Annotated in this window: 23 protein-coding genes; 9 read left to right on the top strand and 14 right to left on the bottom strand. The window is 51.9% G+C overall.

All coding sequences use genetic code 11. The features are described from left to right. Positions 1-14: 14 nt before the first annotated feature. The 3 genes from ileS to murJ all read right to left on the bottom strand — a co-directional run bounded on the left by ileS (position 15) and on the right by murJ (position 5,582). Positions 15-2,825 carry an isoleucine--tRNA ligase gene (ileS, locus tag ACGHZ6_RS02595; RefSeq protein ID WP_390617229.1) on the bottom strand — a complete coding sequence of 937 codons (2,811 nt, stop codon included), beginning with the start codon at positions 2,823-2,825 and terminating at the stop codon, positions 15-17. Positions 2,826-2,871: 46 nt separating this feature from the next. Beyond that, positions 2,872-3,810 (bottom strand): bifunctional riboflavin kinase/FAD synthetase, encoded by a 939-nt coding sequence (gene ribF, locus ACGHZ6_RS02590; protein ID WP_390619142.1) that lies wholly within the window; start codon positions 3,808-3,810, stop codon positions 2,872-2,874. Positions 3,811-3,956: 146 nt separating this feature from the next. After that, entirely contained in the window at positions 3,957-5,582 is a 1,626-nt protein-coding gene (gene murJ / locus ACGHZ6_RS02585; RefSeq protein ID WP_390617228.1) for a murein biosynthesis integral membrane protein MurJ, read from the bottom strand. Between the two features lie 140 nt (positions 5,583-5,722). Here murJ and ACGHZ6_RS02580 point away from each other — a divergent pair, with 140 nt between their 5' ends. Further along, positions 5,723-6,616, top strand: a complete 894-nt coding sequence (locus tag ACGHZ6_RS02580) for a hypothetical protein (RefSeq protein WP_390617227.1) — start codon at positions 5,723-5,725, stop codon at positions 6,614-6,616. Here ACGHZ6_RS02580 and ACGHZ6_RS02575 read toward each other — a convergent pair. Beyond that, complete coding sequence (locus ACGHZ6_RS02575) at positions 6,591-6,998, bottom strand: YbaN family protein (RefSeq protein WP_390617226.1); 408 nt, start codon at positions 6,996-6,998, stop codon at positions 6,591-6,593. The two genes, ACGHZ6_RS02580 and ACGHZ6_RS02575, sit on opposite strands and share 26 nt — an antisense overlap. A 187-nt stretch (positions 6,999-7,185) precedes the next feature. Here ACGHZ6_RS02575 and ACGHZ6_RS02570 point away from each other — a divergent pair, with 187 nt between their 5' ends. Beyond that, a complete protein-coding gene (locus ACGHZ6_RS02570; RefSeq protein WP_390617225.1) occupies positions 7,186-7,485 on the top strand; it encodes a YebG family protein in 300 nt (99 codons plus the stop codon). A gap of 54 nt (positions 7,486-7,539) precedes the next feature. On the opposite strand, the gene ACGHZ6_RS02565 is transcribed toward ACGHZ6_RS02570, so the two are convergent. Further along, the gene (locus tag ACGHZ6_RS02565) at positions 7,540-8,058 is read right to left on the bottom strand and encodes an HPP family protein (RefSeq protein ID WP_390617224.1); all 519 of its coding nucleotides are present in this window, start codon (positions 8,056-8,058) and stop codon (positions 7,540-7,542) included. A gap of 149 nt (positions 8,059-8,207) precedes the next feature. On the opposite strand from ACGHZ6_RS02565, the gene rpsT reads away from it, so the two are divergent. Together rpsT and ACGHZ6_RS02555 are read left to right on the top strand one after the other, a co-directional pair. Then, entirely contained in the window at positions 8,208-8,474 is a 267-nt protein-coding gene (gene rpsT, locus ACGHZ6_RS02560; RefSeq protein ID WP_390617223.1) for a 30S ribosomal protein S20, read from the top strand. A gap of 260 nt (positions 8,475-8,734) precedes the next feature. Then, positions 8,735-10,735 (top strand): alkyl/aryl-sulfatase, encoded by a 2,001-nt coding sequence (locus ACGHZ6_RS02555; RefSeq protein ID WP_390617222.1) that lies wholly within the window; start codon positions 8,735-8,737, stop codon positions 10,733-10,735. 58 nt (positions 10,736-10,793) lie between these two features. Here the strand turns inward: ACGHZ6_RS02555 and ACGHZ6_RS02550 are convergent, their stop codons facing one another. From ACGHZ6_RS02550 to rplU, 5 genes are all read right to left on the bottom strand, one after another. Beyond that, on the bottom strand, positions 10,794-11,840 hold the full coding sequence (locus tag ACGHZ6_RS02550; protein WP_390617221.1) for a pyridoxal phosphate-dependent aminotransferase: 1,047 nt from the start codon (positions 11,838-11,840) through the stop codon (positions 10,794-10,796). 32 nt (positions 11,841-11,872) lie between these two features. Continuing rightward, complete coding sequence (gene proB, locus ACGHZ6_RS02545; protein ID WP_390617220.1) at positions 11,873-13,003, bottom strand: glutamate 5-kinase; 1,131 nt, start codon at positions 13,001-13,003, stop codon at positions 11,873-11,875. 42 nt (positions 13,004-13,045) lie between these two features. Continuing rightward, positions 13,046-14,260, bottom strand: coding sequence for an Obg family GTPase CgtA (cgtA, locus tag ACGHZ6_RS02540; RefSeq protein ID WP_390617219.1), 1,215 nt, complete (start codon positions 14,258-14,260; stop codon positions 13,046-13,048). 149 nt (positions 14,261-14,409) lie between these two features. After that, complete coding sequence (gene rpmA / locus ACGHZ6_RS02535) at positions 14,410-14,667, bottom strand: 50S ribosomal protein L27 (protein ID WP_390617218.1); 258 nt, start codon at positions 14,665-14,667, stop codon at positions 14,410-14,412. Positions 14,668-14,713: 46 nt separating this feature from the next. Continuing rightward, positions 14,714-15,025 carry a 50S ribosomal protein L21 gene (rplU, locus tag ACGHZ6_RS02530; protein WP_390617217.1) on the bottom strand — a complete coding sequence of 104 codons (312 nt, stop codon included), beginning with the start codon at positions 15,023-15,025 and terminating at the stop codon, positions 14,714-14,716. 305 nt (positions 15,026-15,330) lie between these two features. Here rplU and ACGHZ6_RS02525 point away from each other — a divergent pair, with 305 nt between their 5' ends. Beyond that, on the top strand, positions 15,331-16,305 hold the full coding sequence (locus tag ACGHZ6_RS02525) for a polyprenyl synthetase family protein (protein ID WP_390617216.1): 975 nt from the start codon (positions 15,331-15,333) through the stop codon (positions 16,303-16,305). A 219-nt stretch (positions 16,306-16,524) separates the two neighbouring features. Then, entirely contained in the window at positions 16,525-18,159 is a 1,635-nt protein-coding gene (pgi, locus tag ACGHZ6_RS02520; RefSeq protein WP_390619141.1) for a glucose-6-phosphate isomerase, read from the top strand. A 48-nt stretch (positions 18,160-18,207) separates the two neighbouring features. On the opposite strand, the gene ACGHZ6_RS02515 is transcribed toward pgi, so the two are convergent. Both ACGHZ6_RS02515 and galU read right to left on the bottom strand, forming a co-directional pair. Beyond that, the gene (locus ACGHZ6_RS02515; protein ID WP_390617215.1) at positions 18,208-19,560 is read right to left on the bottom strand and encodes a phosphomannomutase; all 1,353 of its coding nucleotides are present in this window, start codon (positions 19,558-19,560) and stop codon (positions 18,208-18,210) included. Positions 19,561-19,571: 11 nt separating this feature from the next. Beyond that, a complete protein-coding gene (gene galU / locus ACGHZ6_RS02510; protein ID WP_390617214.1) occupies positions 19,572-20,399 on the bottom strand; it encodes a UTP--glucose-1-phosphate uridylyltransferase GalU in 828 nt (275 codons plus the stop codon). A gap of 275 nt (positions 20,400-20,674) precedes the next feature. On the opposite strand from galU, the gene fabA reads away from it, so the two are divergent. From fabA to ACGHZ6_RS02495, 3 genes are all read left to right on the top strand, one after another. Then, positions 20,675-21,199, top strand: a complete 525-nt coding sequence (gene fabA, locus ACGHZ6_RS02505) for a bifunctional 3-hydroxydecanoyl-ACP dehydratase/trans-2-decenoyl-ACP isomerase (RefSeq protein WP_390617213.1) — start codon at positions 20,675-20,677, stop codon at positions 21,197-21,199. A 110-nt stretch (positions 21,200-21,309) separates the two neighbouring features. Then, positions 21,310-22,530: a beta-ketoacyl-ACP synthase I gene (gene fabB / locus ACGHZ6_RS02500; protein ID WP_390617212.1), complete on the top strand. Its 1,221-nt coding sequence runs from the start codon at positions 21,310-21,312 to the stop codon at positions 22,528-22,530. A 112-nt stretch (positions 22,531-22,642) separates the two neighbouring features. After that, entirely contained in the window at positions 22,643-24,085 is a 1,443-nt protein-coding gene (locus tag ACGHZ6_RS02495) for an alpha/beta hydrolase (RefSeq protein WP_390617211.1), read from the top strand. A 7-nt stretch (positions 24,086-24,092) separates the two neighbouring features. On the opposite strand, the gene ACGHZ6_RS02490 is transcribed toward ACGHZ6_RS02495, so the two are convergent. Continuing rightward, positions 24,093-25,499: a patatin-like phospholipase family protein gene (locus ACGHZ6_RS02490; protein WP_390617210.1), complete on the bottom strand. Its 1,407-nt coding sequence runs from the start codon at positions 25,497-25,499 to the stop codon at positions 24,093-24,095. Positions 25,500-25,526: 27 nt separating this feature from the next. Further along, positions 25,527-26,405 carry a sugar nucleotide-binding protein gene (locus tag ACGHZ6_RS02485; protein ID WP_390617209.1) on the bottom strand — a complete coding sequence of 293 codons (879 nt, stop codon included), beginning with the start codon at positions 26,403-26,405 and terminating at the stop codon, positions 25,527-25,529. Positions 26,406-26,410: the final 5 nt, after the last annotated feature.

Genomic DNA, 26,410 nt, shown 5'->3' with positions numbered 1-26,410 from the left:
CTCCCTGAGAATTGTTAAGCATACTTACGCGTTTCGCCTTCACCGACAACGTTTTCTACACAACGACCACACAGTTCCGTGTGCTCCTCGTGTGTACCCACGTCATCACGGTGGTGCCAACAGCGCACACACTTCTGGTGCGCAGATTTCACAACACCGACCAGCAGGCCTTCCACATCGGATGCTTCAGCATTTTCCGCTTCCGACGAAGGTGCCACTTTTGCTGCAGAAGAGATCAACACAAAACGCAGTTCTTCGCCCAACACCTTGAGCTTTTCACTTAAACCGTCATCACAGTACAAGGTAACTTCGGCATCCAGTGAACCACCGATAACACCTTCTGCACGCTTGGCTTCCAGTACTTTGTTAACGGCGTTTTTCACATCAGATACTAGCTGCCAGTACTCTTCACCTAGCTGCTCATCGGCGCTCAGGCGTGGCAACTCGTACCACTCCGCGACAAATACAGACTCATTGTGTTCACCCGGAATTTGCTGCCACAACTCATCAGCGGTAAAGCTCAGAATCGGTGCGATCCAGCGGGCAAAAGCCTCAATGATATGGTACAGCGCAGTTTGCGCAGAGCGGCGGGCGACACTGTCGGCTTGAGTGGTATACTGGCGATCCTTAATGATATCCAGATAGAAACCACCCAGATCCACAACACAGAAGTTATGCAGCTTCTGATAAATCTGGTGGAAACTGTAACTGTCATAAGCCGCCACAATTTCGTCTTGCAATTGCGCAGCCCGATCCATGATATAACGATCCAGAGACAGCATCGCTTCTGGTGCTAACGCATCGTGCGCCGGATCAAACCCGTTCAGGTTCGACAACAGGAAACGGGCAGTATTACGAATACGACGGTAAGAATCCGCCGTCCGCTTCAGAATCTCATCGGAAACACGCATCTCACCACTGAAGTCAGTAGCCGCCACCCACAGACGCAAGACATCGGCACCCAGATCATTCATGACCTTTTGCGGTGACATCACATTGCCCAGAGACTTAGACATCTTGTGGCCTTTTTCATCCACCGTAAAACCGTGAGTCAGTACCGCTTTATACGGCGCAACACCGTTCATCGCCATGGAGGTTTTCAGCGATGACTGGAACCAACCACGATGTTGGTCCGAACCTTCCAGATACAGGTCCGCCGGGAAGCTTAATTCTTTGCGACGATCAATGACTGAGAAGTGAGTTACACCGGAATCAAACCATACATCAAGTGTATCGGTAACCTTGGTATAGCTGTCCGCCTCATCACCCAGCAACTCAGCAGGGTTCAGATCAAACCAGGCATCCATCCCCTCTTTTTCAACGCGCAGGGCAACCTGCTCAATCAGCTCAGAGGTATTCGGATGCAATTCCTGGGTTTCTTTATTGACGAACAGCGCAATAGGAACACCCCAAGTACGCTGACGGGAAATACACCAGTCAGGGGAGGAATCCAGCATGCTATCGATACGCGCCTTACCCCAATCGGGAATCCACTGCACCTTCTCCACTTCCGACTTCACGTCATCGAGCAGATTGTTTTTAGTCATGCTGACAAACCACTGAGGCGTCGCACGGAAAATCAGTGGCGTTTTGGTACGCCAGCAATGCGGGAAGCTGTGGGTAATTTTACCCTGACACAAAAGCGCGCCCTTTTCCTCCAGCACAGCGATAACTTTTTCATCAACCTTGTAAACATGCTCACCGGCAAACAGCTCTACGTCGGCACGATACACACCGTGATCGTCGACATAGTTAAGCGTTTCAATGCCGTACTTGGTACCTACCGCGAAATCGTCCGCCCCGTGATCGGGGGCGGTATGAACACAACCGGTACCAGCGTCGGTAGTAACGTGATCTCCCAGAATCACAGGCACCTGTCGATCGTAGAATGGGTGTTGCAGTGTCAGGCTTTCCAGCACCTGGCCTTTACAGCGGCCAATAATGGAAAACTCTTCAATACCGGAACGTGACAGAACACCTTCGTGCAGCGCTTCGGCCAACAGCAAGCGTTCGTTACCAGCTTGAACTACCACATAATCCAACTCGGCATTCAGGCTTACCGCCTGGTTGGCAGGCAAGGTCCAAGGCGTAGTAGTCCAGATCACAACAGATACCTGGCCTTCACCACCTAAATCCGGAATAGCCTTAGCTAACGCCGCCTCATCAGCCACCGCAAAGCTTACATCGATGGAGAAGGAGACCTTATCCTGATACTCCACTTCCGCTTCTGCCAACGCAGAGCCACCCACAACACTCCAATAAACCGGCTTAAAACCTTTGTGCAGGTGACCGTTAGCGGCAATTTTGCCCAGGGAGCGAATAATGTCGGCTTCGGTCTCGAACGCCATAGTCAGATAAGGCTTATCCCAATCCCCGAATACGCCCAAGCGGACAAAATCTTTTTTCTGACCTTCAACCTGACGGCCAGCGTAGTCACGACACTTCTGACGGAAGGTTTTGAAATCCACCTTGGCGCCAGCCTTGCCCACTTTTTTCTCTACATTGTGTTCGATCGGCAGACCATGACAATCCCAGCCCGGAATATAAGGCGCATCGAAACCGCTCAAGGTTTTCGACTTGATGATGATGTCTTTCAGAATCTTGTTTACCGAATGGCCTATATGAATATCCCCATTGGCGTAGGGAGGGCCATCATGCAAAATAAACTGATCGCGACCGGCACGGGCTTTACGAATCTGTCCGTACAGATCTGCCTGCTGCCATTTTTTTAACATGCCAGGCTCACGCTGAGCCAGGTTAGCCTTCATGGCGAAACCGGTTTTTGGCAAGTTTAACGTCGCCTTGTAATCTATCTTGTCAGTCATGTTCGTCGATCGTTCTGTCTGTTAAATCGGAAAACTACATTCAACTCTAGACGCGCGCAGAGAAATATTCTCTGGCGTCATCCATATCCCGATAGATCTGCGCTTTTAGCAAATCGATCGAGTCAAATTTTTGCTCATCTCGTAGCTTGTGGACAAATTCCACTACCATATTGCTGCCGTATAAATCGCCAGCGTAGTCGAAAAGATGAACTTCCAGTATGGGCTTTGTGGCACCACCCACGGTTGGGCGAACCCCCACATTGGCCACCCCCTGCCAGCACTGATCACCCACACAGGCATTCACGGCAAACACACCGTTTAACGGTGAGCGATAGCGGCGCAACTGCACATTAGCGGTCGGCACTCCCAAGGTACGCCCCAACTGCTGACCAAAACCTACCCGGCCACTGATCACATAAGGCTTACCCAGGAGCTCTGCCGCTTTAGCAAAATCTGCCTGCTCAAGCTCTGCCCGCACGCGGGTACTACTCACGCGCTCACTGTCGATCTCAAAGGTATGGGTATCAGTTACTTCAAAGCCGTATTGCTCTCCTGCAGACTGCAAGGCCTGATAATCCCCAGAGCGGTCACAACCGAAACGGAAGTCATCACCAATAACCAGGTACTTAACCCCTAAGCCATCCACCAACACATGCTTGATAAATTCTGCAGCGGATAACTGGCGCAGAGAGGCATTAAATTGCAGGCACACCACATGATCGATACCCGCCGCGAAAAGAGCCAAAGCCTTTTCTCGCATACGCATCAAACGCGCAGGCGCTTTATCGCCGGAGAAATACTCGTGTGGTTGCGGCTCAAACACAATAACAGTGGAGGGCAATCCCAACTCTTTAGCCTTACCGGTTACCTGGCGCAAAATGGCCTGATGGCCACGGTGAACACCATCAAAAGAACCAATAGTCACTACACTACCGGCCACAGGGCGCAGGTTATGCAGGCCACGGGTAAAATGCTGATGGGGCAAATCGGTCACGGTCGGCTAAATCCAAGGGTTGAACACAGAGCGTTAAGCAAAGCGCGAAGTATACCCCAGAGCGAAGGGCTGGGACAGCGGGAGCCGAGGATTCACGCCGCATTTCAATAAGTTAGCGCCAGTGAAAGGCCTCTGAATTAGACCGATTGATGACGTAAATGCCTGAGACGCATACCTGAGAGCACCAGAGCCAGGACATACCCCAGCAAACCTGTCACACAAACGACCGCCAGATAGCTGGTGCGCTGCCACCAAAGACCTTCCGACCAGGTAAAGCCGAGCTCCCCCAGTCCCACTAAAGCCCCCAGCAGCACAACCACCATCAGACCGTTAGCCCACAGCAAACGCAAACCGAACACACCCCAACCGGCTTTACGCTGGTAAGCACCCTCGCGTCGCAAGCCTCGATACAACAGGTAGGCATTCAAAAATGCCGATACAGAGGTGGCAAGGGCCAGCCCCACATGACCGATCTGCCAGAAATAATACAGCGGTGCCACAAACACTATATTCAGCCCCATATTGCTGACCATGGCGATAATGCCGACACGCACTGGCGTTTTCATATCCTGCCGCGCGTAAAACCCAGGCGCCAACACCTTAATCAACATAAATGCCAGCAAGCCCAGGGCGTAGGCGCGCAAGCTCAGGGTCGACATGTGGATATCCGCCAGGGTGGTTTTACCGTACTGGAACAAGGTCAGCAGGATGGGTTCAGCCAAAATCACCAGTGCCAGGGCTGCAGGTACAGCAATCAAAAAGATCATGCGCAGAGCCCAATCCAGCGTCGAGGTAAAAGTACCAGGATCGTCCGCCGCATGCTGGCGCGACAGATTCGGTAAAATCACTGTCGCCACGGCAATACCAAATACCCCCAACGGCAACTCCGCCAAGCGATCCGAGTAGTACAACCAGGACACACTGCCAGTCGGCAGCAGGGAGGCCAACACAGTATCCAATAGCAGGTTTATCTGGCTAACCGATACACCAAAAAGGGCCGGCGCCATCAAGGCCAGAATACGCCGCACCCCCTGATCCTGCCAATTCACTTCTGGTTTGGGCAGCAAACGCAATTGCCACAAAAACGGTATTTGAAACAATAACTGCACCACACCGGCCGCAAACACACCCCAGGCCAGCGCCATGACCGGCTGCTCAAAATAGGGGGACGCCAGTACCGCCGCCGAAATCAGGGCCACATTAAGCAACACCGGGGTAAAAGCAGGCACCGCAAAGCGGTCATAACTATTGAGTATTGCCCCAGCAAAACCAGTCAGGGAGATCAGCAGCAAATAGGGGAAGGTGATCCTGATCATCTCGCTGGCCAGACCAAACTTGAGATCATCCCCCACGAACCCCGGCGCAAACACAGCGGTTAAAACCGGTGCCCCCAATACCGCTAGCAAGGTCACCAGCAGCAGTGACAAGCCCAAACAGCCAGCAACACGATTTATTAACTCCTGTACCGCAGCTCGACTACCCTGCTCCCGATATTCGGACAGCACCGGCACAAACGCCTGCGCAAAAGCTCCCTCAGCAAACAAACGACGCAAAAAATTGGGGATCTTAAAGGCCACAAAAAATGCATCTGCCCCGGCCTCGGCACCAATAAAGCGCGCAAATACCACATCGCGTGCAAGCCCAAGCACACGGGACAACATGGTCATGGTGCTCACCACCAGGCTTGAGCGCAACAAACGGGGAGATTGCGAGGTAGAATCAGCCCCTAGATCGGGAGAAGAGGACGGGGATGACTGAGCCAAAAGACACTTCCTTTTGCATTAAGATAGATTCTGGGCCGACATTAAGGGGCTCAGTTTACCTAAAAAAACAACTAAAGGCCCTACGGCACCACTATTGCTAGTAGCTATTGCACCCCCAAGTACAAACAAGGAACTACCACGTGAACCTGGATACCTTTATCGAGGAGCATCAACTGCCCAGCGACTACCGAGCCTATACCCAACACTGGTTTGCCCCCCTTGCCAAACGTTTAACTGAGCACCTGACAGCCCGCCACCAATTTTCGGGCAAACCCTACATAGTTGGTATTAACGGCTGCCAAGGCAGCGGCAAGAGCACCCTCACAGCACTCCTCTGCCACTTGCTGGAAGCAGAAGGCCTGCGCAGCGCCAGCTTTTCACTGGACGATGTCTATCTGACTCACAGCGAGCGCCAAGTACTTGGCCAAACAATCCACCCTCTTCTAGCCACTCGCGGCGTACCGGGAACCCACGACATTCACTTGGCTCTTGAGACCTTAAAAAACCTGACGCAAACCTCTGGCCACACCTCACTGCCACGTTTTGACAAATCCACAGACGACAGAGCACCACAGACCTCTTGGCCAGATATTCAACTCCCTGTCGATCTGATCATTTTGGAGGGCTGGTGCCTGGGCTCAACACCAGAAGAGGCAGCAAACCTGGAAACACCTATCAATACACTGGAAAGCCAGGAAGACACTCAAGGCCATTGGCGCCACTACGTAAACCAGCAACTACAGGCGCATTATCTATCACTATGGGAGCACGTGGATTATTGGATTATGCTCAAAGCCCCCAGTTTTGACTGCGTCTTCCAATGGCGATTAGAGCAGGAAAACAAACTGCGACAAAAACTTCAGCGAGAAGGAAAACCCACCAACAACCTGATGGACAGCAAAGCGATCCAACGCTTTATTCAGCACTATGAACGTATTACTCGCCACACTCTGCTAACGCTGCCAGCCAAGGCCAATGAGGTATTTGAGCTAGACGAACAGCGCCAAATTACGCGCCATCGTCTCCGTGAATAGAGTCATCCAGCTGAGGATCCGGGGCGGTCGGCTGGCGCCAAATATAGAAAGAAGCCCCCGCAGCAATAACCGCCATCGACAACTTCAACCACAAGAAAGGCACAAAGAATATTATTGAGGTACCCATGGTCAGCCACAACAGACCGATCACCCGGTACTTGATTCGCAGAGGAATGCCCAAACCATCAGTGTAATAACGCAGATAGGGACCAAACCAACGATTGGTCATAAGCCAGGTATAAAAGCGTTGTGAGCTGCGCGCAAAGCAGGCTGCAGCCAACAACAGGAAAGGCGTGGTAGGCAGGATAGGCAAAAAGATACCAATCACCCCAAGCGCCACACTCAGGCATCCCACGACCACTAAAAAACTGCGAACAACCACCAGCACCACTCTTATCAGATATACAGCAAGCAGAATACGAAGCCCCTTTCTGCATGTCAAAACAAGCCGTAAACAGAACTGCCACACAGCAAAATCGCTTGACCAACCTCCACCAACAAATTACTGTATATAAAAACAGTAATTCAGTACGCTATTTAACAGGACTCACTTAGACAGGAGAAACACCATGGCCGTTATCGCTGTGTGGAAATGTGACCGGGACGGAGCAATGTTTGAAAACAAGAAAGATGCCGAAGAACACGACAAGATGCTGGAGCTGGCCGCCAACCTGACCAGCCTGATTGAACAACACCTGCCCAATGTCAGCGAAAATGACAGCGAAGCGATTGGCCTGCTACTGGCCAAACGCCGCGAGACGCTTGCCAAGGCCTGCAAAGGCAAACCGGAATTACTACTGGAAGAAGCCGATGGAGAGGAAGAGAACGCCGACAACGTCACGCAGCTCACCGCCACGCAATCTGCCTAATGAGTACCGATGCGCCCCGATGGGCGCATCTCACTTTACTATGCCGGCTGCAATCTAATGAAAGGTCACAATACGCAGGCAATCCATCGCCGTAATCACCCCTACCAGACGCTTGCCCTCAGTCACAAACAACCGATGAATACGCTCCTCTAATAGCTGAGCACAGGCACTAGCCAGAGTCGACTCCACATCCACCGCCAGCACCTCTGGCGTCATTATGCTGTTAACCGTACAAGTGGTACTTGCCCGATCACGCAAATGCCTGAAATCCTCATCGGTAAAATGCTGGGCCGCTTCACCGCAGTAGTAGTCCGCCGTGGCCTGAATATGCTGCATATCAGGCGGGTGACTTTGAAAACGCAACACATCCGTAAGCGTCACCACTCCCACTAATTCACCATCGGAAGCCACTACTGGCGCACCGGTTATCTGGTGCTGATCAAAAAAGTCCACCAGGCGCTTAATGGACCACCCCTCATAGACAATCAACAGGTCCGTCGACATCACTTCCCGCAGTGGAATCATGTTGGGATCCGCCAGGGGCGGTGTTGATACAGCATCGACAATTCGCATAGTGTTCTCCCCACTCAGAGACATACAAAGTACCTTCTGAGTGTGGCACAGAATCCCGTTTTTAGCCTCCCGAAAGCCTTGACATCGCCTAGTAAACCCGCATAATGTCGCGTCCTTGATTTGTGACCCGATTTAATAGGAGCAACACGGTGGCCAATTCACCTCAAGCCAAAAAACGTGCTCGTCAAAACGAAAAAGCACGCAAGCACAACGCCAGCCTGCGCTCCATGGTGCGCACCTACATCAAGAAAGTAGTTGCAGCCATTGAAGCAGGCGACGCAGAAGCAGCTAAAGCTGCCTACGCCGCAGCGGTACCCGTTATCGACCGCGTCGCTGACAAAGGCATTATTCACAAGAATAAAGCCGCTCGTCATAAGAGCCGTCTGAACACCCAGATTAAGGCGCTGGCTGCTTAAGCCAAGCCTTTTCAGGGACACAGACATAAAGAACCGGCCTTGAGCCGGTTTTTTATTGCCCGCAATTCCTATCCCTGCCCAATAAGTGTCATTAAAAGACAAGTAGTCTTTCCCTAACTGTCAAACAATACCCTACTACGCCCCACACAACATAAAGCGACCGGCGCAAAGGCACCCACCCTGGGCGCCAAATCACAAGCCCGGCCGCACATCAGGCACTAAACTGACACAAAAGATCTAACAATGATTGGGAGAACCCTATGACCACCTTCACCCGTCCCGCCCTGACTAGCCTGATTACCGGTCTAGCCATTGCCCTGTCGGGCTGCGATTCTCCCAACACCAACCCGGATAATGGCGCTGACGCCCAAGGCCATAGCGCCCCCAGCGCTACTACCATCACCCACAATCAGCAGGTCAGCAAACAGCTGCCCTTTAGCGACCAACAGGACTTTATCGACGCCGAAAGAGGCCTGGTCGCCAGTGAGGATAACCTACTGATCACCGACCAAAAGGGCAATGTGGTTTGGAACCAAAACGCCTATAAGTTTATTAAGGGCAAAGCGCCCGCCAGCGTTCACCCCAGCCTCTGGCGCCAGGCCAAACTCAACAATAAACACGGTCTATTTAAGGTCGCCGACGGCCTTTACCAGATTCGAGGCTATGACCTTTCGAACATGACCATTATTGAAGGTGATACTGGCTGGATCCTGGTCGACCCTCTCACCACTATCGAAACCGCCGAACGCGCACTGACCTTTGTACGCGAGCAACTGGGGGACAAACCTGTTTCCGGCATTATTTTCACCCACAGCCATGTGGACCACTTCGGCGGCGCCTTGGGTGTCATATCCGAAGAAGAGGCGAAATCAGGCAATATCCCTATTATCGCCCCTGCCGGCTTTATGGAAGAGTCCACCAGTGAAAACATGTTGGCCGGCCCCACCATGGCCCGTCGCGCAGGTTTTATGTATGGCCGTGATCTGGCGATTTCTGAGCGTGGCCACATTGATACCGGCCTGGGTAAAGCCCCAGCCTTCGGTACCATCAGTATCGTTGCGCCCAACACCATTATTGATCGCACCCCGCAGACACTGACTGTCGACGGTGTTGAAATGATCTTCCAGAACACGCCAGGAGCAGAAGCCCCTGCGGAACTGACCTTCTACCTACCCAAACAGAAAGCCTTCTGCGGAGCCGAAATTCTCTCACGCAATATGCACAACCTGTACACCTTACGAGGCGCCAAGGTGCGTGATGCACTGGCCTGGAGCAGCTATATCGAGGAGTCTCGCAACCTGTTCTCTGATGCCGAAATCTACTTTGCCAGCCATCACTGGCCTATGTGGGGTAAAGACAACATCGACAGCTTCCTGAAGCTGCACCGCGATACTTATAAATATATCCACGACCAAACCCTGCGTTTGGCCCACCAGGGCTATACTCCTCGCGAAATCGCTGACACCATTGAAATGCCCGAGTCACTGAACAAGAGTTTTTCCAATCGTGGTTATTACGGCACCCTACGTCACAATTCCCGCGCGGTGTACCAGGGCTATTTTGGCTGGTATGACGGCAACCCTGCTAATCTGAACCCACTGACCCCAACGGAGTCTGGTAAACGCTATGTCGAAGCCATGGGCGGCGCCGAGAAGATGCTACTTTCAGCCCAGCAAGCCTACGACAAAGGAGAATACCGCTGGGTCGCCGAGCTGCTGAACCACCTGGTATTTGCTGACGCAAACAACCACGACGCCAAACAACTGCTGGCCCGAACCTACGACCAACTGGGTTACCAGTCCGAATCCGGCCCCTGGCGTGACGTGTACCTAAGTGCAGCTTATGAATTACGTCATGGTAAACCTGCCGAAGGGCTCGATTTGAGTACCGCTCGCGGCATGATCAAACACGCCCCACTGGAGAACTTTTTCCAGGTTATGGCAGCACAGATCAATGGACCCAAGGCTGACGGTTTGGCGCTGACCATCAACTTCACATTTACCGACCTAAACGAGACCCATGTACTGCAACTGGAAAACGGCGTACTTCACCACCACAAGCAAGACCCCAAAACAGATGCCGATATCACCCTGAATATCACTCACGATCTATTCTTGGATATCGCTCTGGGCACTGCGGACATGAAGAAAACCCTCTTCTCTGATCAGCTCAGCGTTGAGGGCAGTAAGTTGGACCTGGTGCGCTTCTTCTCACTGCTGGAGAAGCAAACTGATCCGTTTGATATCGTCTCGCGACAGTAAAACTATTTCAGGACAGAACAAGGTCCACAGAAAAGCCGCTCATTTGAGCGGCTTTTTATTAGCTTTTCAGCACTCCAATTAAATGCTCGACCTGCGTAACAGTACCCACGGTTATCCGCAAACCAATTCGCCCTTCTGCATCAGCCTTGGGGCGCACCAAAATACCGGCAGCAATTAATTTCTCGTTTAACTGATCAGGGTTTTCCGGAAATGCCCATATATAGTTCGCCGCACTTTGCCAGAAAGGAATACCCTCAGCGTTCAAATAGTTTTCCAGCAGTGGCTTGGCCTGTTCCATCACCTCATCCACGTAAGACTCGGTTGATACAACATCATCAAGCGCCGCCTCAACAGCCACCACACCAAACTGATTAATATCGTACGGGCCACGCACATTGAGCAAGGCATTAATATTTTCTGCCGCACTGATGATGTAGCCCAAGCGAATGGAAGGCAACCCCCAGGTCTTGGAGAAAGTGCGAGTAATTAACAGATTCGGATAACTCCCCACATACTCAGCCACGGTGGTTTTGCTGTACTCGAAGTAGCACTCATCCACCAAAATTGCCGCTTCAGGTGCAGCCTTTGCCAACGCCAGAATATCCTGCGGTGACACCAAAGTGCCACAGGGGTTATTTGGATTGGAGACAATAATCACACGGGTTTTATCGGTAATCGCCGCCAACACCTCAGCTAACGGGTAACCACCATCACGGGTGTAATGAGGCTCAATAATCGACAGGTTTTCGATCTTTGCACACTGGTTATACATGGCAAAGCTGGGGCCAGGAATAATAATCTCATCGCCGGCATTACAAGCGCTGCGAATAATCAGATCTATACCCTGATCCGAGCCATTGGTAATCATCACCTGATCAGACTGCACACCACAATAGTCTGCAATACGATCCGTGATATTGCCGTAGGAGGGATACATTTGCAGACGGCCACTGTTTACAAATTCTTCCAGAGCCTTGCGGATAGGTTCTGCAACAGGAATGGTACGCTCGTTAAAATCCAGCAGTAGATGATCTTTTGGGTCGCGACCTTCAAGAGGGGGTTTATAAGCGCTCATAGCGGCGATATGGGATTTAAAAATACTCACACGCTTTTCCTTTAGACTCTAGCTTTTAAAAACTATGGACCTTTCAAGACCAGATTATCGCGGTGAATCAATTCATCATCACCTTTATAGCCCAGTAGGGATTCTATATTCTCGCTGGATTGACCAATAATGCGTTGCGCTTCTTCGAAGCTGTAATTCACCAAACCGCAGGCGACCTGATGCTCCATCTCATCAACACAAACCACCATATCACCACGGGTAAAACGACCGCGCACCGCTTTAACACCAACCGGCAATAAGCTTTTGCCCTGCTGGCGCAAGACTTTTACCGCACCGGCATCCAACACCAAGGTGCCGCGGGTTTGCAATTGTCCGGCCAACCAACGTTTACGTGCCGCCTGAGGCTGCTGATCGGCAACCAAAAGGGTGCCTAAACTTTCTGATTCACGCAGACGAGTTAAGACGCTGGCAATACGGCCACCGACAATCACCGTGTGCGCACCGGATCGAGCCGCCAAGCGCGCTGCACGCACCTTGGTGATCATACCTCCACGCCCCAGGCTACCACCGTCACCTGCCATAGCATCCAGCTGTGAATCTTCCGCCGCAGTTTCTTCAATCAATCTTGCCTGTGGGTTCGAACGCGGGTCACTGTCGTACATACCATCCTGATCAGTCAGGATAATCAGCGCTTCGGCCTCCACCAGGTTCGCCACAAGCGCGCCAAGGGTATCGTTATCACCAAAACGAATTTCGTCGGTGACCACCGTATCGTTTTCATTAACGATAGGAATCACACCGAGATCGGTCAGGGTCTTGAGGGTAGAGCGCGCATTCAGGTAGCGCTCGCGATTGGAAAGATCATCGTGATCGATCAATACCTGTGCGGTATGCAATCCGTAACGCTGAAATTCCTGCTCATAGGTTTGCACCAACCCCATCTGCCCAACGGCCGCGGCCGCCTGCAACTCATGAATAGCATTGGGACGGGTTTTCCAGCCCAAGCGGGTCATACCAGCCGCCACAGCACCGGAAGATACCAGCACCAACTCAACACCCTGCTCACGGATGGCGGCCAACTGCTTCACCCAACCAGCAATCGCAGCCTGATCCAGCCCCTGACCATTATTGGTTAGCAGGGCACTGCCAATCTTCACCACCCAACGGCGCGAACTGTTTAATATACCGCGCTTTGAACTCATAACTTTCCTTATCTCGCTCTCTAGAATTCTTATAAGAGAAACCTAGGGCACATACTCAACGTCAACATCGTAGTCGTCTTCGTCCCAATCATCGTCGTCACCATCATCGCTACCGCCTTTTTTGGCGGCGCGCTTCTGAGCACGATGACGCTCACGCAATTCTTCAATACGCTCGCGAGCCTCTTCTTGCATGGCCTCCTGGCGCCCAGCTTCAAGCTCTGCCAACTCTGGATTAGCCGCCTCTTCTTCTTTGCGAGTATCGATATAATCGAGAATTTCACCACACAGAGGCTGGGTACCCTGTTTGCTGATCGCAGCCACTTTATAGACCGGACCTTCCCAGCCTAACTTATCGATCACTTCCTGACAGCGGGCTTCAACCTCATCTTCCGGCAGCAAATCAATCTTGTTTAGTAGCAACCAGCGATCACGACCCGCCAGGGTCGGACTGAAGTTATCCAATTCATTAATAATGGCCTGGGCATTATCAGCGGGGTGAGTGCCATCATAGGGGCACATATCCACAATATGCAGCAACAGACGACAGCGGGTTAAATGCTTCAGGAAACGAATTCCCAGACCCGCGCCATCGGAGGCCCCTTCAATCAACCCCGGAATATCGGCAACCACAAAACTGCGATGCTGCTGCACCTTAACCACGCCCAAATTGGGCACCAGGGTAGTAAATGGGTAATTGGCCACCTTCGGTTTGGCTGAAGATACTGCGCGAATGAAGGTAGATTTACCGGCATTGGGCAGCCCCAGCAGCCCCACATCTGCCAACACCTTTAGTTCGAGCTTCAGGTTACGCTCTTCACCTGGCTGACCCGGCTTGGTTTGGCGCGGCGCACGGTTAACCGAAGACTTAAAGCGGGTATTACCCAAGCCATGGAAGCCACCGCGGGCCACCATCAGGCGCTGACCATCTTCGGTCAAATCACCCAGTTTTTCTTCAGTATCCGTATCAATCACAGTAGTACCCACAGGCACCTTCAGAATCAGGTCGTCACCCTTGGCACCAGTACAGTTGGCACCACGCCCAGGCTGACCATTCGTGGCCCGATATTTGGTCTGATAGCGGTAATCCACCAGGGTATTGAGGTCATCATCAGCTTCGAGATAAACACTACCACCATCACCGCCGTCACCGCCATCAGGACCACCCTTGGCAACAAATTTTTCTCGCCAGAAGCTCAGGCAGCCATTGCCGCCATTACCGGCCGCGACAAAAATCGGCGCTTCATCTACAAATTTCACGGTGAACTTCCTCCAGGGAGCCTTGGCGGCCTACAGCCCTTACCAAGCACAAGAATAAAAATACAACTATACCAGAACGCAAAAAGCCCTATCGCTAAGGACAGGGCTTTTCGTTTAAGGAGGCAAGCCTCCCGAACCAGAAAGTCTGATTAAGCTGGAACGATGCTTACAAACTTACGGTTTTTAGGGCCTTTAACCTCAAACTTCACCTTGCCGTCGGCTTTGGCGAACAGAGTGTGGTCTTTGCCGATACCTACGTTCTCACCAGCGTGGAACTTGGTGCCGCGCTGACGAACCAGGATGTTACCAGCCAGAACGCTTTGGTCGCCGAAACGCTTAACGCCAAGGCGTTTACTTTCCGAATCGCGACCGTTACGAGTACTACCACCAGCTTTTTTATGAGCCATTGTTTAAACTCCTAAGTTACCTATTGTCAGGTTTCAAACGGCTAAATTAGCCTTTGATTCCGGTGATTTTAACCTCGGTGTACCACTGACGGTGACCTTGGCGCTTCATAGAGTGCTTACGACGACGGAACTTGATGATTTTCACCTTGTCCGCACGGCCGTGGCTAACCACTTCAGCCGTAACCTTGGCACCTTCTACTACAGGGGTACCAATTTTGATGTCGTCGCCATTGGCAACCAGCAATACTTGGTCGAAATCGACAGAATCGCCAGTAGCCACTTCAATTTTTTCCAGCTTCAGGGTTTCGCCTTCCACTACACGGTGTTGCTTACCACCGCTAACAAATACAGCGTACATTGAGCATGCTCCAAAGATACTTGGACGACACGAAGCAGCACCGGACTCCCGGATGCATTTTATGAGCTAGCGTCGTATTCCATAGTGCTAGAAAGCCTGTCCGAGGGACACGGATTTCCAGGGGGCCGCAATTCTAAGGGATCGAGAGCCTTGCCGCAAGTACAATTATCAACCAATTTACCCTGTTCACCCCCATTCCAGCCCCGTCCCAGCTTGACACTACCGCCCACCAACCCTAGCATTCGACCCTTATGCGCCTTACTGTCACGTTAGACGCCAACCGACCTCAAGATATAAGATTCCAGATGCTGCCTTTTCATAAAGCTGTCGAAGGCGATTTCAGCGCCGTAAATCAACTGATTATTGATGAACTCCACTCCGATGTAGGCCTGGTTGAGAATATTGGCCACTATCTGGTGGAGGCTGGCGGCAAGCGGCTGCGCCCGCTACTGGTGCTGCTGACCGCCAATGCGCTGAATTACAACCCCAGTGGCGACCAGCGCAAACATCTGGAACTGGCGGCAATTATCGAATTTATCCATACCGCCACCCTACTGCACGACGATGTAGTGGACACCTCCGACATGCGCCGCGGCCGCCTGACCGCCAACGCCAAATGGGGTAACGCTCCCAGTGTATTAGTAGGCGACTTCCTCTATTCCCGCGCTTTTCAGATGATGGTGCGTATTGGCCAAATGGATATCATGAATATCCTCGCCGATACCACCAACACCATCTCTGAAGGTGAGGTTCAGCAACTGATTAACGCCAAAAACCCGGAAGTGGGCGAAGAAGCCTATTTTAGCGTCATCTATAAGAAGACTGCCGCCCTGTTTGAAGCTGCCTGCGAAACCGCTGCCGTACTGGCCGGTGCCAGCGACGAGCAACGCAAGGCGCTGAAAGGCTACGGTTATCACTTGGGGCTTGCCTTCCAGCTGGTGGATGACGCGCTGGATTACGAAGGCGATGCCGAAGAATTGGGCAAAAACGTTGGCGATGACCTCAATGAGGGCAAGCCCACCCTACCACTGATCCACGCTATGGCTAACGGCACAGTAGAACAAAAGGCCCTGATTGCCGAGGCCATACGCCAAGGTGATGCATCCAAGCTTAACGAGGTTGTTGCCATTGTTCGAGAAACAGGAGCCCTGGCTTATACCGCTGATAGCGCACAGCAACAGGTCGATAAGGCTATCGAATGCCTAGCCTGCCTGGAGGAGTCCAGCTACGCCACCGCAATGAAAGAACTGGCCGAGTTTGCTATCCAGAGACGCTATTAATACCCTTCCAAGAAGCCCTTAAAGGACACCCTGTAACGCAATTGACCCAGTAATGTCACATAACCGGCATAGAAGGCACATACATTGCCTCTCTATTAGGTAAAGAGTTAGGTAGACTGGGTTTTGCGTACGGGAGCAAAAAGAATGGATCCCTTAACAATGACTTTTTCAGGGGCTCAAGCTGCCGAGAAAACAGCTAAAGCCAGCACACAGTTAACTATGGCACCAGATAATAACAATAATCCATCCCCCTCGGCCGTAGCCTTGCAACAGCACGCCGAACAATGGAACCGCACGTTGAGTGAACTGTTCACCCAGGATTCACAACGCAGCCAAACCTATTCACTGGAAGCTGCCAGCCTCTATCTGGATTACAGCAAAAACCATCTCACCCAGGACACTATAGACAAACTCTTGCAACTGGCCCATGACCGCCAGCTGCCAACTGCCATTGAAGCCTTACTCAACGGCGAAAAGGTTAACAATACCGAGCAACGCCCGGCACTACACTCTGCACTGCGCTTCCAGGGCCAACCTAAAACTCCGGAAGAAGAAGCCGTTGCCGAGTCACTAGCCCGCATGGAAGAGATAGTGGATCAGCTCCACCGTGGCAAATGGACCGGTTATAACGGTGATGCCATCACCGATATCGTCAATATCGGTATTGGCGGCAGCGACCTGGGCCCACGCATGATGTGTGACGCCCTGGCCGCCTACCACCAAGCAGAACTCAAGGTACATTTTGTCGCCAACATTGATGCCGCCGATATGGGCGACATATTTAAGCAGCTCAATCCAGCAACTACCCTGTTTATTGTTGCTTCCAAGTCTTTCGGTACTCTGGAAACCCTGGAAAACGCCAAAGCAGCACGCACCTGGCTGATAGAAAACGGCTGCCGCATGGAAATGCTACAGCAGCACTTTATTGCCATCTCTGCCAATGTCGAAAAAGCCGTTGCCTTTGGCATGAGCAGTAAAAATATCCTGCCCATGTGGGACTGGGTGGGCGGGCGTTATTCTCTTTGGTCCGCCATTGGCCTACCCATCGCCCTGGCTATCGGCATGCAGCAATTTAACGCCCTGCGCGCTGGCGCTCACGCCATGGACGATCACTTTGCCACAGCTCCTCTGGATCAAAATATGCCCGTTCTGCTGGCATTGATTCAGTACTGGTATAGCCAGCACTGGGGCGCACAGACCCAGGCCGTACTGCCCTATAGTCACCACATGCACTACTTCCCACAATTCCTGCAGCAACTGGATATGGAAAGTCTCGGCAAGCGTGTGGATAAGTCCGGCCAACCCCTGCCCCACAAAAGTGGCTCCATTGTCTGGGGTGCCGAAGGCAGCAACGGCCAACACTCCTTCCACCAGCTGCTGCATCAGGGCAATCACCTGGTGCCGGTAGATTTTATTGCCACCCTACGCAGTGGTTACAGCAATCCACATCAGCATCAACACCTGTTTGCCTGCTGTATTAGCCAAAGCCAGGCCCTGCTGCAAGGTAAATCGCACACTCAAGCTGTGGACGAATTACTCGCTAAGGGCGCAAGCCAGGAAGAAGCTGAACGCCTGGCTGAACATCAAGTTATTCCAGGTAACCGCCCCAGCAACACCCTTATTCTGGAAGAACTCACCCCCTTCTCCATGGGAGCACTGACCGCACTTTACGAACACAAGGTTTACAGCCTGAGTGTATTGTTGGGCATTAATGCCTTTGACCAATGGGGCGTAGAACTTGGCAAACAATTGGGCGGCGAAATCTTTAAAGCGCTGGAAAGCGGCGACGTTCCTGACTCCTGGGACAGCTCAACCCAAGCCCTTGCGCAGCGTTTCCTAAACCAGGAAACATAAAAAAAGCCCGCTTCAAAAGCGGGCTTTTTTATTCAAGACGGCAAGACCTTATACGCCCAGCAATCCCAACAGCTCATCACGTTTGGCTTGCATCAACGCCTGATCAGCACGGCTCTCCACATTAAGTCGTACCACCGGTTCTGTATTAGACTTGCGCAGGTTAAAACGCCACTCACCAAAATCCATACTCAAGCCATCAGTGTGATCCACACTCTGCGCTTGGCCTGCATAGTGCTGCTCCACCTTGGCAATCGCTTCGCCGGGATTCTCGATACGGTTATTGATTTCACCGCTGCACGGGAAAGCTTCAATACACTCATCCACCAGTTGCGCCAACGACTTACCCTGCTTGCACATCAACTCAGTGACCAGCAACCAGGGGATCATACCGCTATCGCAATAGGCGAAATCGCGGAAGTAGTGGTGAGCACTCATTTCACCACCATAGACTGCATCCTCTTCACGCATACGCTCTTTAATAAACGCATGCCCGGTTTTACTTTGTACAGCCTGACCACCTAAGCGCTCGGCGATGTCTTGAGTATTCCATATCAGACGCGGGTCGTGCACAACCTTGCCACCGCCATTCTTGGCGAGGAAAGATTCACCCAACAAACCTACCAAGTAGTAACCTTCGATAAAGCGACCTTCGGCATCAAAGAAGAAACAGCGATCAAAATCACCGTCCCAGGCAATCCCCAAATCCGCACCATGCTCACAAATAGCCTCAATGGTAGGTGCACGATTTTCTTCCAGCAGAGGATTGGGCACACCGTTAGGGAAATTACCATCTGGCTGATGATGAACCTTGATAAATTCAAAGGGCAGGAAAGACTCCAACGCATCAAGCGCAAGCCCCGCACCACCATTACCGGCAGTGGCGACAATTTTCAGCGGCTTTAACTGTGAGACATCAACATAACCCAGCAAGTGCTGGACATATTCAGTGCGTGTGTCGATACGCTCCATATTGCCACGCGCTTTCACTGGCCCGAAGTCATTAGCTTCAGCCATCGCCTGAATATCTTTCAAGCCGGTATCACCACTGATAGGACGCGAACCTTCACGCACCAGTTTCATGCCATTGTAATCTTTGGGGTTATGACTAGCGGTTACGCAAATGCCACCATCAACCTTCAAATGAAAGGTCGCAAAGTAAACCTCTTCAGTACCCACCTCGCCGATATGCAGGACGTTAACACCTTCATCACAGAGGCCATCGGCCAGAGCATCGGTTAACTCCGGACTGGTTAGGCGAATATCGTGCCCCACCACAACCGTCTTGGGCTGTAAGTACTGGGCATAGGCACGACCAATGCGATAAGCGATATCGGTATTTAATTCATCGGGCATACGACCACGAATATCGTAGGCCTTAAAACAGGTAAGAGACTGTGTCATAACGCTCTTCCTTACTTGCTGTAAATATTTTCGTAAACGTAGTTGGTCGCTTCTACAAAGCCTTCCACACTACCACAATCAAAACGACGGCCTTTAAATTTGTAAGCCATGACACAGCCATTTTTCGCCTGGGTCAGCAAGGCATCGGTAATTTGCAGCTCACCGTTTTTACCCGGTGGGGTATTTTCGATAATTTCAAAAATATCCGGTGTCAGGATATAGCGGCCAATAATCGCCAAATTACTCGGCGCATCTTCCAGAGAGGGCTTCTCCACCATATCCGAGACCTGATACAGGCCATCCTTAATCTGCTCGCCTTTAATCACACCAAATTTGTGAATCAGATGATCAGGCACTTCCTGAATCGCCACGATGCTACAGCGGAACTGCTTGTAGAGCGCAACCATTTGCGCCATTACCCCATCACCCTCATCAACCAAACACAGATCATCAGAAAGCACCACGCCGAACGCTTCATCACCAATCAAGCGGCGGCCCTGTAAAATGGCATCCCCCAGGCCACGCATCTCCTGCTGACGGGTAAAAGAGAAGTCCGCTTTTTCCATCACATCGCGGATACAGGCCAGGTATTCCTCTTTATCACTGCCAGCAATCTGGTGCTCCAACTCATAGCTGACATCAAAGTGATCAGCAATAGCGCGCTTGCCGCGACCAGTTACCATACCAATATCCACCAGCCCCGCCTCAATGGCTTCTTCAACGCCATACTGGACTAGAGGTTTATTAACGATGGGGAGCATTTCTTTGGGCATGGCCTTGGTGGCCGGAAGGAAGCGGGTACCGTAGCCGGCAACCGGGAAAAGACACTTTTTGATCATATTCACGTCCTGGTATGGTGCATCACCCGACTTAATGGGCGATTTTGTATCTTCTTAAAATTGGCAGGCATCATACTACAATTAGATGACAAGTTTCTTGCATACTCCGCCAACCACTCCCAATCATTAAAGCAAAGCCAATGCCAGATACGCCGTGGCCTACAGAAGAACTAGACATCCCCCCGCGAGCCGGTAGAATGGCGTCCCTTATGACCTGCATATAGGCTGGTCCTATGCATGATAATGAATGAACGATAACTAGAGTCAGAACCCCGATGGATTTACCTAAGCAGAAGAACTCCTACACCCTCGAAGACCTGCAGGACTGCGGTCACGGCAAGATGTTTGGCGAAGGCAATGCCCGCCTGCCAGTAGACAATATGCTGATGCTCGACCGTATCACCCATATCAGCGACGAAGGCGGTGAGTTCGGCAAAGGTGAGATCATCGCCGAATTGGATATCCATCCGGACCTGTGGTTCTTTGACTGCCACTTCCCTACCGACCCAGTAATGCCAGGCTGCCTGGGCCTTGACGCCATGTGGCAACTCGTAGGCTTCTTCCTGGGCTGGAAAGGCAACAAAGGCCGCGGTCGCGCCCTGGGTTGTGGCGAAGTGAAATTTACCGGTCAGATCCTGCCAACCGCCAAAAAGGTCACCTACCGCATCAACCTGAAGCGTGTGATCGAGCGCAAGCTGGTCATGGGCATCGCTGACGGCAGCGTATCGGTTGACGGTAAAGAGATTTATACCGCCACCGACCTGCGTGTCGGCCTGTTCCAGAATACTGACAGCTTCTAAGCGCTCACGACGCTTAACTATGCGATAATGGCCGATTAGAAGGTCGGCCATACGATATATCTACAAATTCATTTCTAGAAACTGATACCTACAAATACCAGAGGTAGCTTATGAAACGCGTTGTAGTTACTGGCATGGGCATCGTATCTTGCCTGGGTAACGATAAAGACTCCGTTTTAGATTCCCTGCGCGAAGGCCGCTCCGGCATTCGCGTACAAGAAGATTTTGTTGAAAAGGGCTTTCGCAGCCACCTGGGCGGCTCCATCGAAGGCCTGGACCTGAAAGAGCACATCGACCGTAAGACCCTGCGTTTTATGGGTGAAGCGGCTGCTTACTCCTATATTTCCATGCAGCAGGCTATTGACGATGCCGGTCTGTCCGAGGATCAGGTATCCAACGAGCGCACCGGTATTATCATGGGTTCTGGCGGCGCCTCCTCCAAAAACCTGGTGGAATCTGCCGACATCCTGCGTGAAAAAGGCCTCAAGCGTGTAGGCCCTTACCGCGTAACCCAAACCATGAGCAGCACCACCTCTGCCTGCCTGGCCACCCCATTCAAGATCAAGGGTGTTAACTACACCATCTCCTCTGCTTGTGCCACCAGTGCCCACTGTGTCGGTAATGCCATGGAGCTGATCCAACTGGGCAAGCAGGATGTCGTATTTGCCGGTGGCGGCGAAGAGCTGCACTGGACCCTGACCGCCCTGTTTGATGCAATGGGCGCCCTGTCGACCAAATACAACGATGCCCCAGAAAAAGCCTCCCGCGCCTATGATGCTGATCGCGATGGTTTCGTCATTGCTGGCGGCGGTGGCTGTCTGGTAATCGAGGAGCTGGAGCACGCCAAAGCCCGCGGCGCCAAGATCTATGCCGAATTGGTTGGCTACGGAGCCACCTCCGACGGCTACGACATGGTTGCCCCTTCCGGTGAAGGTGCTGCCCGCTGCATGCGCCAAGCCATGAACACTGTTGAAGGCGACATCGACTACATCAATGCCCACGGCACCAGCACCCCAGTGGGTGACGTTGCCGAATTGAAAGCGGTAAAAGAAGTGTTTGGCGATAAGGTTCCAGCTATCAGCTCAACCAAGTCTCTGACCGGCCACTCCCTGGGCGCTACCGGCGTTCAGGAAGCCATCTATACCCTGCTGATGATGGAAAATGACTTTATCAGTGCTTCTGCCAACGTTGAAACCCTCGACGAGCAGGCTGAAGGCATGAATATCGTTACCGAACGTCAGGACGGCGTAAAAATCGATCGCGCCATGTCCAACAGCTTCGGCTTCGGCGGCACCAACGCCACTCTGGTACTGCAGCGCTACGAAGGCTGATAGCGGTATCGAGCTGTACAAAAGGGCTGCCCTCACCGGCAGCCCTTTTTTTATGCCTGCCAAACACGCTATTCTTGCCGTACAAAAGGGAATCTCACGGAAGGAATGGAATATGAAAAGCCTCATGAAAAAGTGGCTCAAGCGTCTTGTCACCATGGCGGCAGGCGTTGCTATCGCGCTTATCGGCGCCTATGGCTACCAAATAAAACAACTGCCCGATACCCGCCCCTGGCACAGTACCTTCCTTGATGAGAGCCACCTTGCCAGCCACATTAGCAACTTCGACGACTATCTCAGCCACGAAAACCGCCTCTTCGAGCAACTCGGCGATGGCATTACCAAACTCAATAATCAGGAGACCTGGAACCGTTTCAGCCCCACCAGCCCTGCCAATCCACTGAATTACCCCTACAACTTAAATCGCACCCATATTTGGCCTGTGCATAACCCCATCGGCGGCGCCCTGTTAACCCACGGCCTGTCTGACAGCCCCTACAGTCTCAATGCCCTTGCCTACCAGCTGGCAAGTAGTGGTTACTATGTAATTAACCTGCGTATCCCCGGCCACGGTACAGCACCAGGCAATCTCTCAACCACCACCCTGGAAGATTTCCGCTTAAGCTATCGCCTGGCGATGGAGCACCTGCACAGCATCATTGGCGATGAAAAGCCTATCCTCGCCGCCGGCTATTCAAACGGTGCGGCGCTGGCTGTCGACTACAACCTTTCAGCCATTAGCCGCCAGAGCCGAGTTGCAGATGGTTTGTTTCTCATGTCCCCGGCATTTCAAGTCAGCGGAGCCGCCCGGTTTGCAGGTTACTTCAAGCATTTGGCCGCACTACCCGGGCTGGAAAAAGTTGCCTGGAGCAGTATTCAGCCGGAATATGATCCCTACAAATACAACTCCTTTCCGATTGCGGCAGGCGAACAAATTTATCGCTTAACCGAAGACATCACGGCAAAATTTCAGGCACTGAAAACCAATCAACAGATCAAACAGTTCCCGCGCACACTGGTCATCCAATCTGTCGTCGACGCAACCATTCCACCCAAATCCGTCGTCGATCGCTTTCTGACTCATCTCCCCAGGGATAAAGCAGAGCTAGTACTGTTTGATGTTAATCGCCTGCAACAGCTGGAAGTATTTATTGCCCAAAAGCACCGCCCCTTTCTGCAATCCATTAAGCAGCAGGCCTCACTCCCCTTCGATTTCACACTGATAAGCAACAGAACCCCTAATGATCGCCAAGTAGAAGCCCGTCACCGCAAACACAATAGCAATGATTGGAGCGCTACACCGCTGCCCTATCGCTGGCCTGAGGATGTTTATTCTCTCTCTCACGTTGCCGTGCCTTTCGCAGCCAACGACCCTATCTATGGAGAAGTAGACGCTCAATCAACCAGCAGCACGGACCTCCCCCTGTTAGGCCAGTTATCCGCTCGTGGCGAGCGTGGCACCTTCGTTGTATCTATGGACCAGCTACAGCGACTGCGCTACAACCCGTTTTACGGTTATATTGAAATGCGACTGGATCAATTTTTAACGCAACTGTGAACAGCCCCTAGCAGCCTAAGCCAAAAAGATTTCGACATAACTGCTTTCTTGCTGGCGGCGTATCCGGCAAGGTCGCCCCCGCACGATCAAGAAAAGCCTGAAATCCCTCATCGGCTTGCAACAATGATCGGCCAGCGGCAATCAAGGAATCCACTTCGGCGTCAGACATCGAAAAAGTCGTTGGCATATTATTAAAAAAGCGCCGCACCTCGTCGTCTGCAATGCCGGAAAAACCTAAATTGGCATAGGTGATATGCAGGGGCTTTTCCCCCTGATAATGCTGCTTAAAAACATCGCGATAGTGTCCCAGGCGACGCTTAAACAATGCCCTGGTTTCCAGGTTATAGCGTTCAACCTGCACATGACTAAAAGCGCTTACCGTGGTTCCCAATTTGGGTTTTCGAGGACTGTGCTCAATGCCTGACTCAGGGCTGGTCTCCGCATTAACCAAGACGATCACAATTTCACTGGGTAAGCGGTTTTGCTGGGCAATATTTTCCGCCCCCATCATATCAACGCGCTCAATAACAGAACGCAACCCCAGGTTATCTGAAATACCGCCATCAACCAGATGAATGTATGGCCAGGTTTCAGCATCCGACAACTTTTCCAGCGCCTCATAAATATAGCGCCCGTACTCAGAACTCTCCCCTACCAACTTGGCCTGCTTTTCCAGCACAGGAAATTTATACCCACACTCGCCAGCGTAATTTTTCAGCACCACAGGCGGAAACAACACAGGCACAGCAGAAGAGGCCGTCACGGCACGCGCTACAGGGAAAGACGCCCAATCAGAACAAATATAATCAAACACCGAAGGCGTAAACGGGAAGCGCAAACCACTGGCCAAATCCGTTGCATTGATCTCGATAAATGGGCCATCAGGGTTGAGATCACCTAAAGTGGCGCCCCTAAAAATATTACTGTCGTAATATTCCACCGACATTTCGGTGCGATCAAAGCCACTGAACAAAGATTTAAACCAGTAGCCCGGACTCAATAAGCGGCTTATCAGAGAGCCCTTAACATCCTGGCGCAGAAATAACTGTTCAAAATCGGTGAAAATCCTATCGCCATAAAGACCGTAATAAGCCGATGTAAAGCTGCCACCCGAAACCGAGGTAATCAGATCCACCTCAGATAACAACGTGCGTGACTGACCAGAAGAATCAGAAAGCTGAATATCGTGAAGCGCTTCAAGTACGCCATAGGATAAAGCCGCGGCTCGCATACCACCGCCAGAGAAAGCCAACACCACATGGTAATCATCGCGTTTATCCTGGGTGGCTAAACGCCCATTGAATTGCGGTTTGGACGGGTCGACCGGTTGATTAACAGGTTTGATAACACTGGAGCACCCCCACAGTGAAGCCACTAGCAGTACTAGTAGCAGCCGTCCAAAATCCACTTTCATGACGGTAACCCTCAACCAGAGTCAATATTAAGAAGGCAGCACAGCCCCCTGCAAGATATGATCTACCAGGCTCTTTAACCCTTGGCGCCAGCCATGTGTCTGCACACCAAAATTGTCGCGACAGCGGCGTACACTCAACACGGCACTGGACGGTGCTACCACAGCATCCTCCTCATTGAGCTCCTGCAGCTGCCAACGCCCTTTTAGCTTATTACTCTCACCCAGAACCTCGGCTAAAGCTTCAACCACCTCAACTTCCGTAACGGCTTCACTACTGGCATAGTGAAAGGCACCCCAGTTCTCTGCGCCATGATGGATCTGCGGAATCATCGCGGAAATGACTCGTGCAACATCTCCCGCATGGGTAGGCGCACCGCGGTAATCCTCCAGCAATTCCAGCACACCGTCTGCACGGGTCAGTGCCGACAAATAACGCTGCACCAGCGAGGACGGGTCTTCACTTAATACCCAACTCAGGCGCAAGTTAATATGCCGCTTCAAACCTTCGAAACTACGCTCTGCTTCAAGAAAGGCCCGCCCCTCGGGACCAAGCGGTGAAGGCTTGTCTCGCTCATCATAGGCAGACTTATTCTCTCCACCAAATACGCGAAAACTGGAAAGGTGAATCGGAACTATATCCAAAGAATGGCAGGCTGCCGCCAAATGCTTCGCCGCAGTCACCAACAATAGCTGCTGGGTGACATCCGGCTTCTCCGCCCAGCCCAAACTGTTAATGACAACAGCGGGACGGTGCTCATCCAGATAAGACATAACCGCTTCAGGCTGCCCCCAGTCTATTTCACCAGGCTCAGGCATAAGCAAGTTATAGGGACGCGACTCCAGAGTGTGACTGATAGCAGAGCCCAGCGCCGAATATGCATCGGTTAAAAGCAGTTTACTGACCACAAAAA

It is taken from the genome of Maricurvus nonylphenolicus (genome assembly GCF_042854845.1).
GTDB classification, from domain to species: Bacteria; Pseudomonadota; Gammaproteobacteria; order Pseudomonadales; family Cellvibrionaceae; genus Maricurvus; species Maricurvus nonylphenolicus.
The sequence above is the reverse complement of the archived record's forward strand: the minus strand, read 5'-3'. Positions and strand labels throughout refer to the sequence as shown.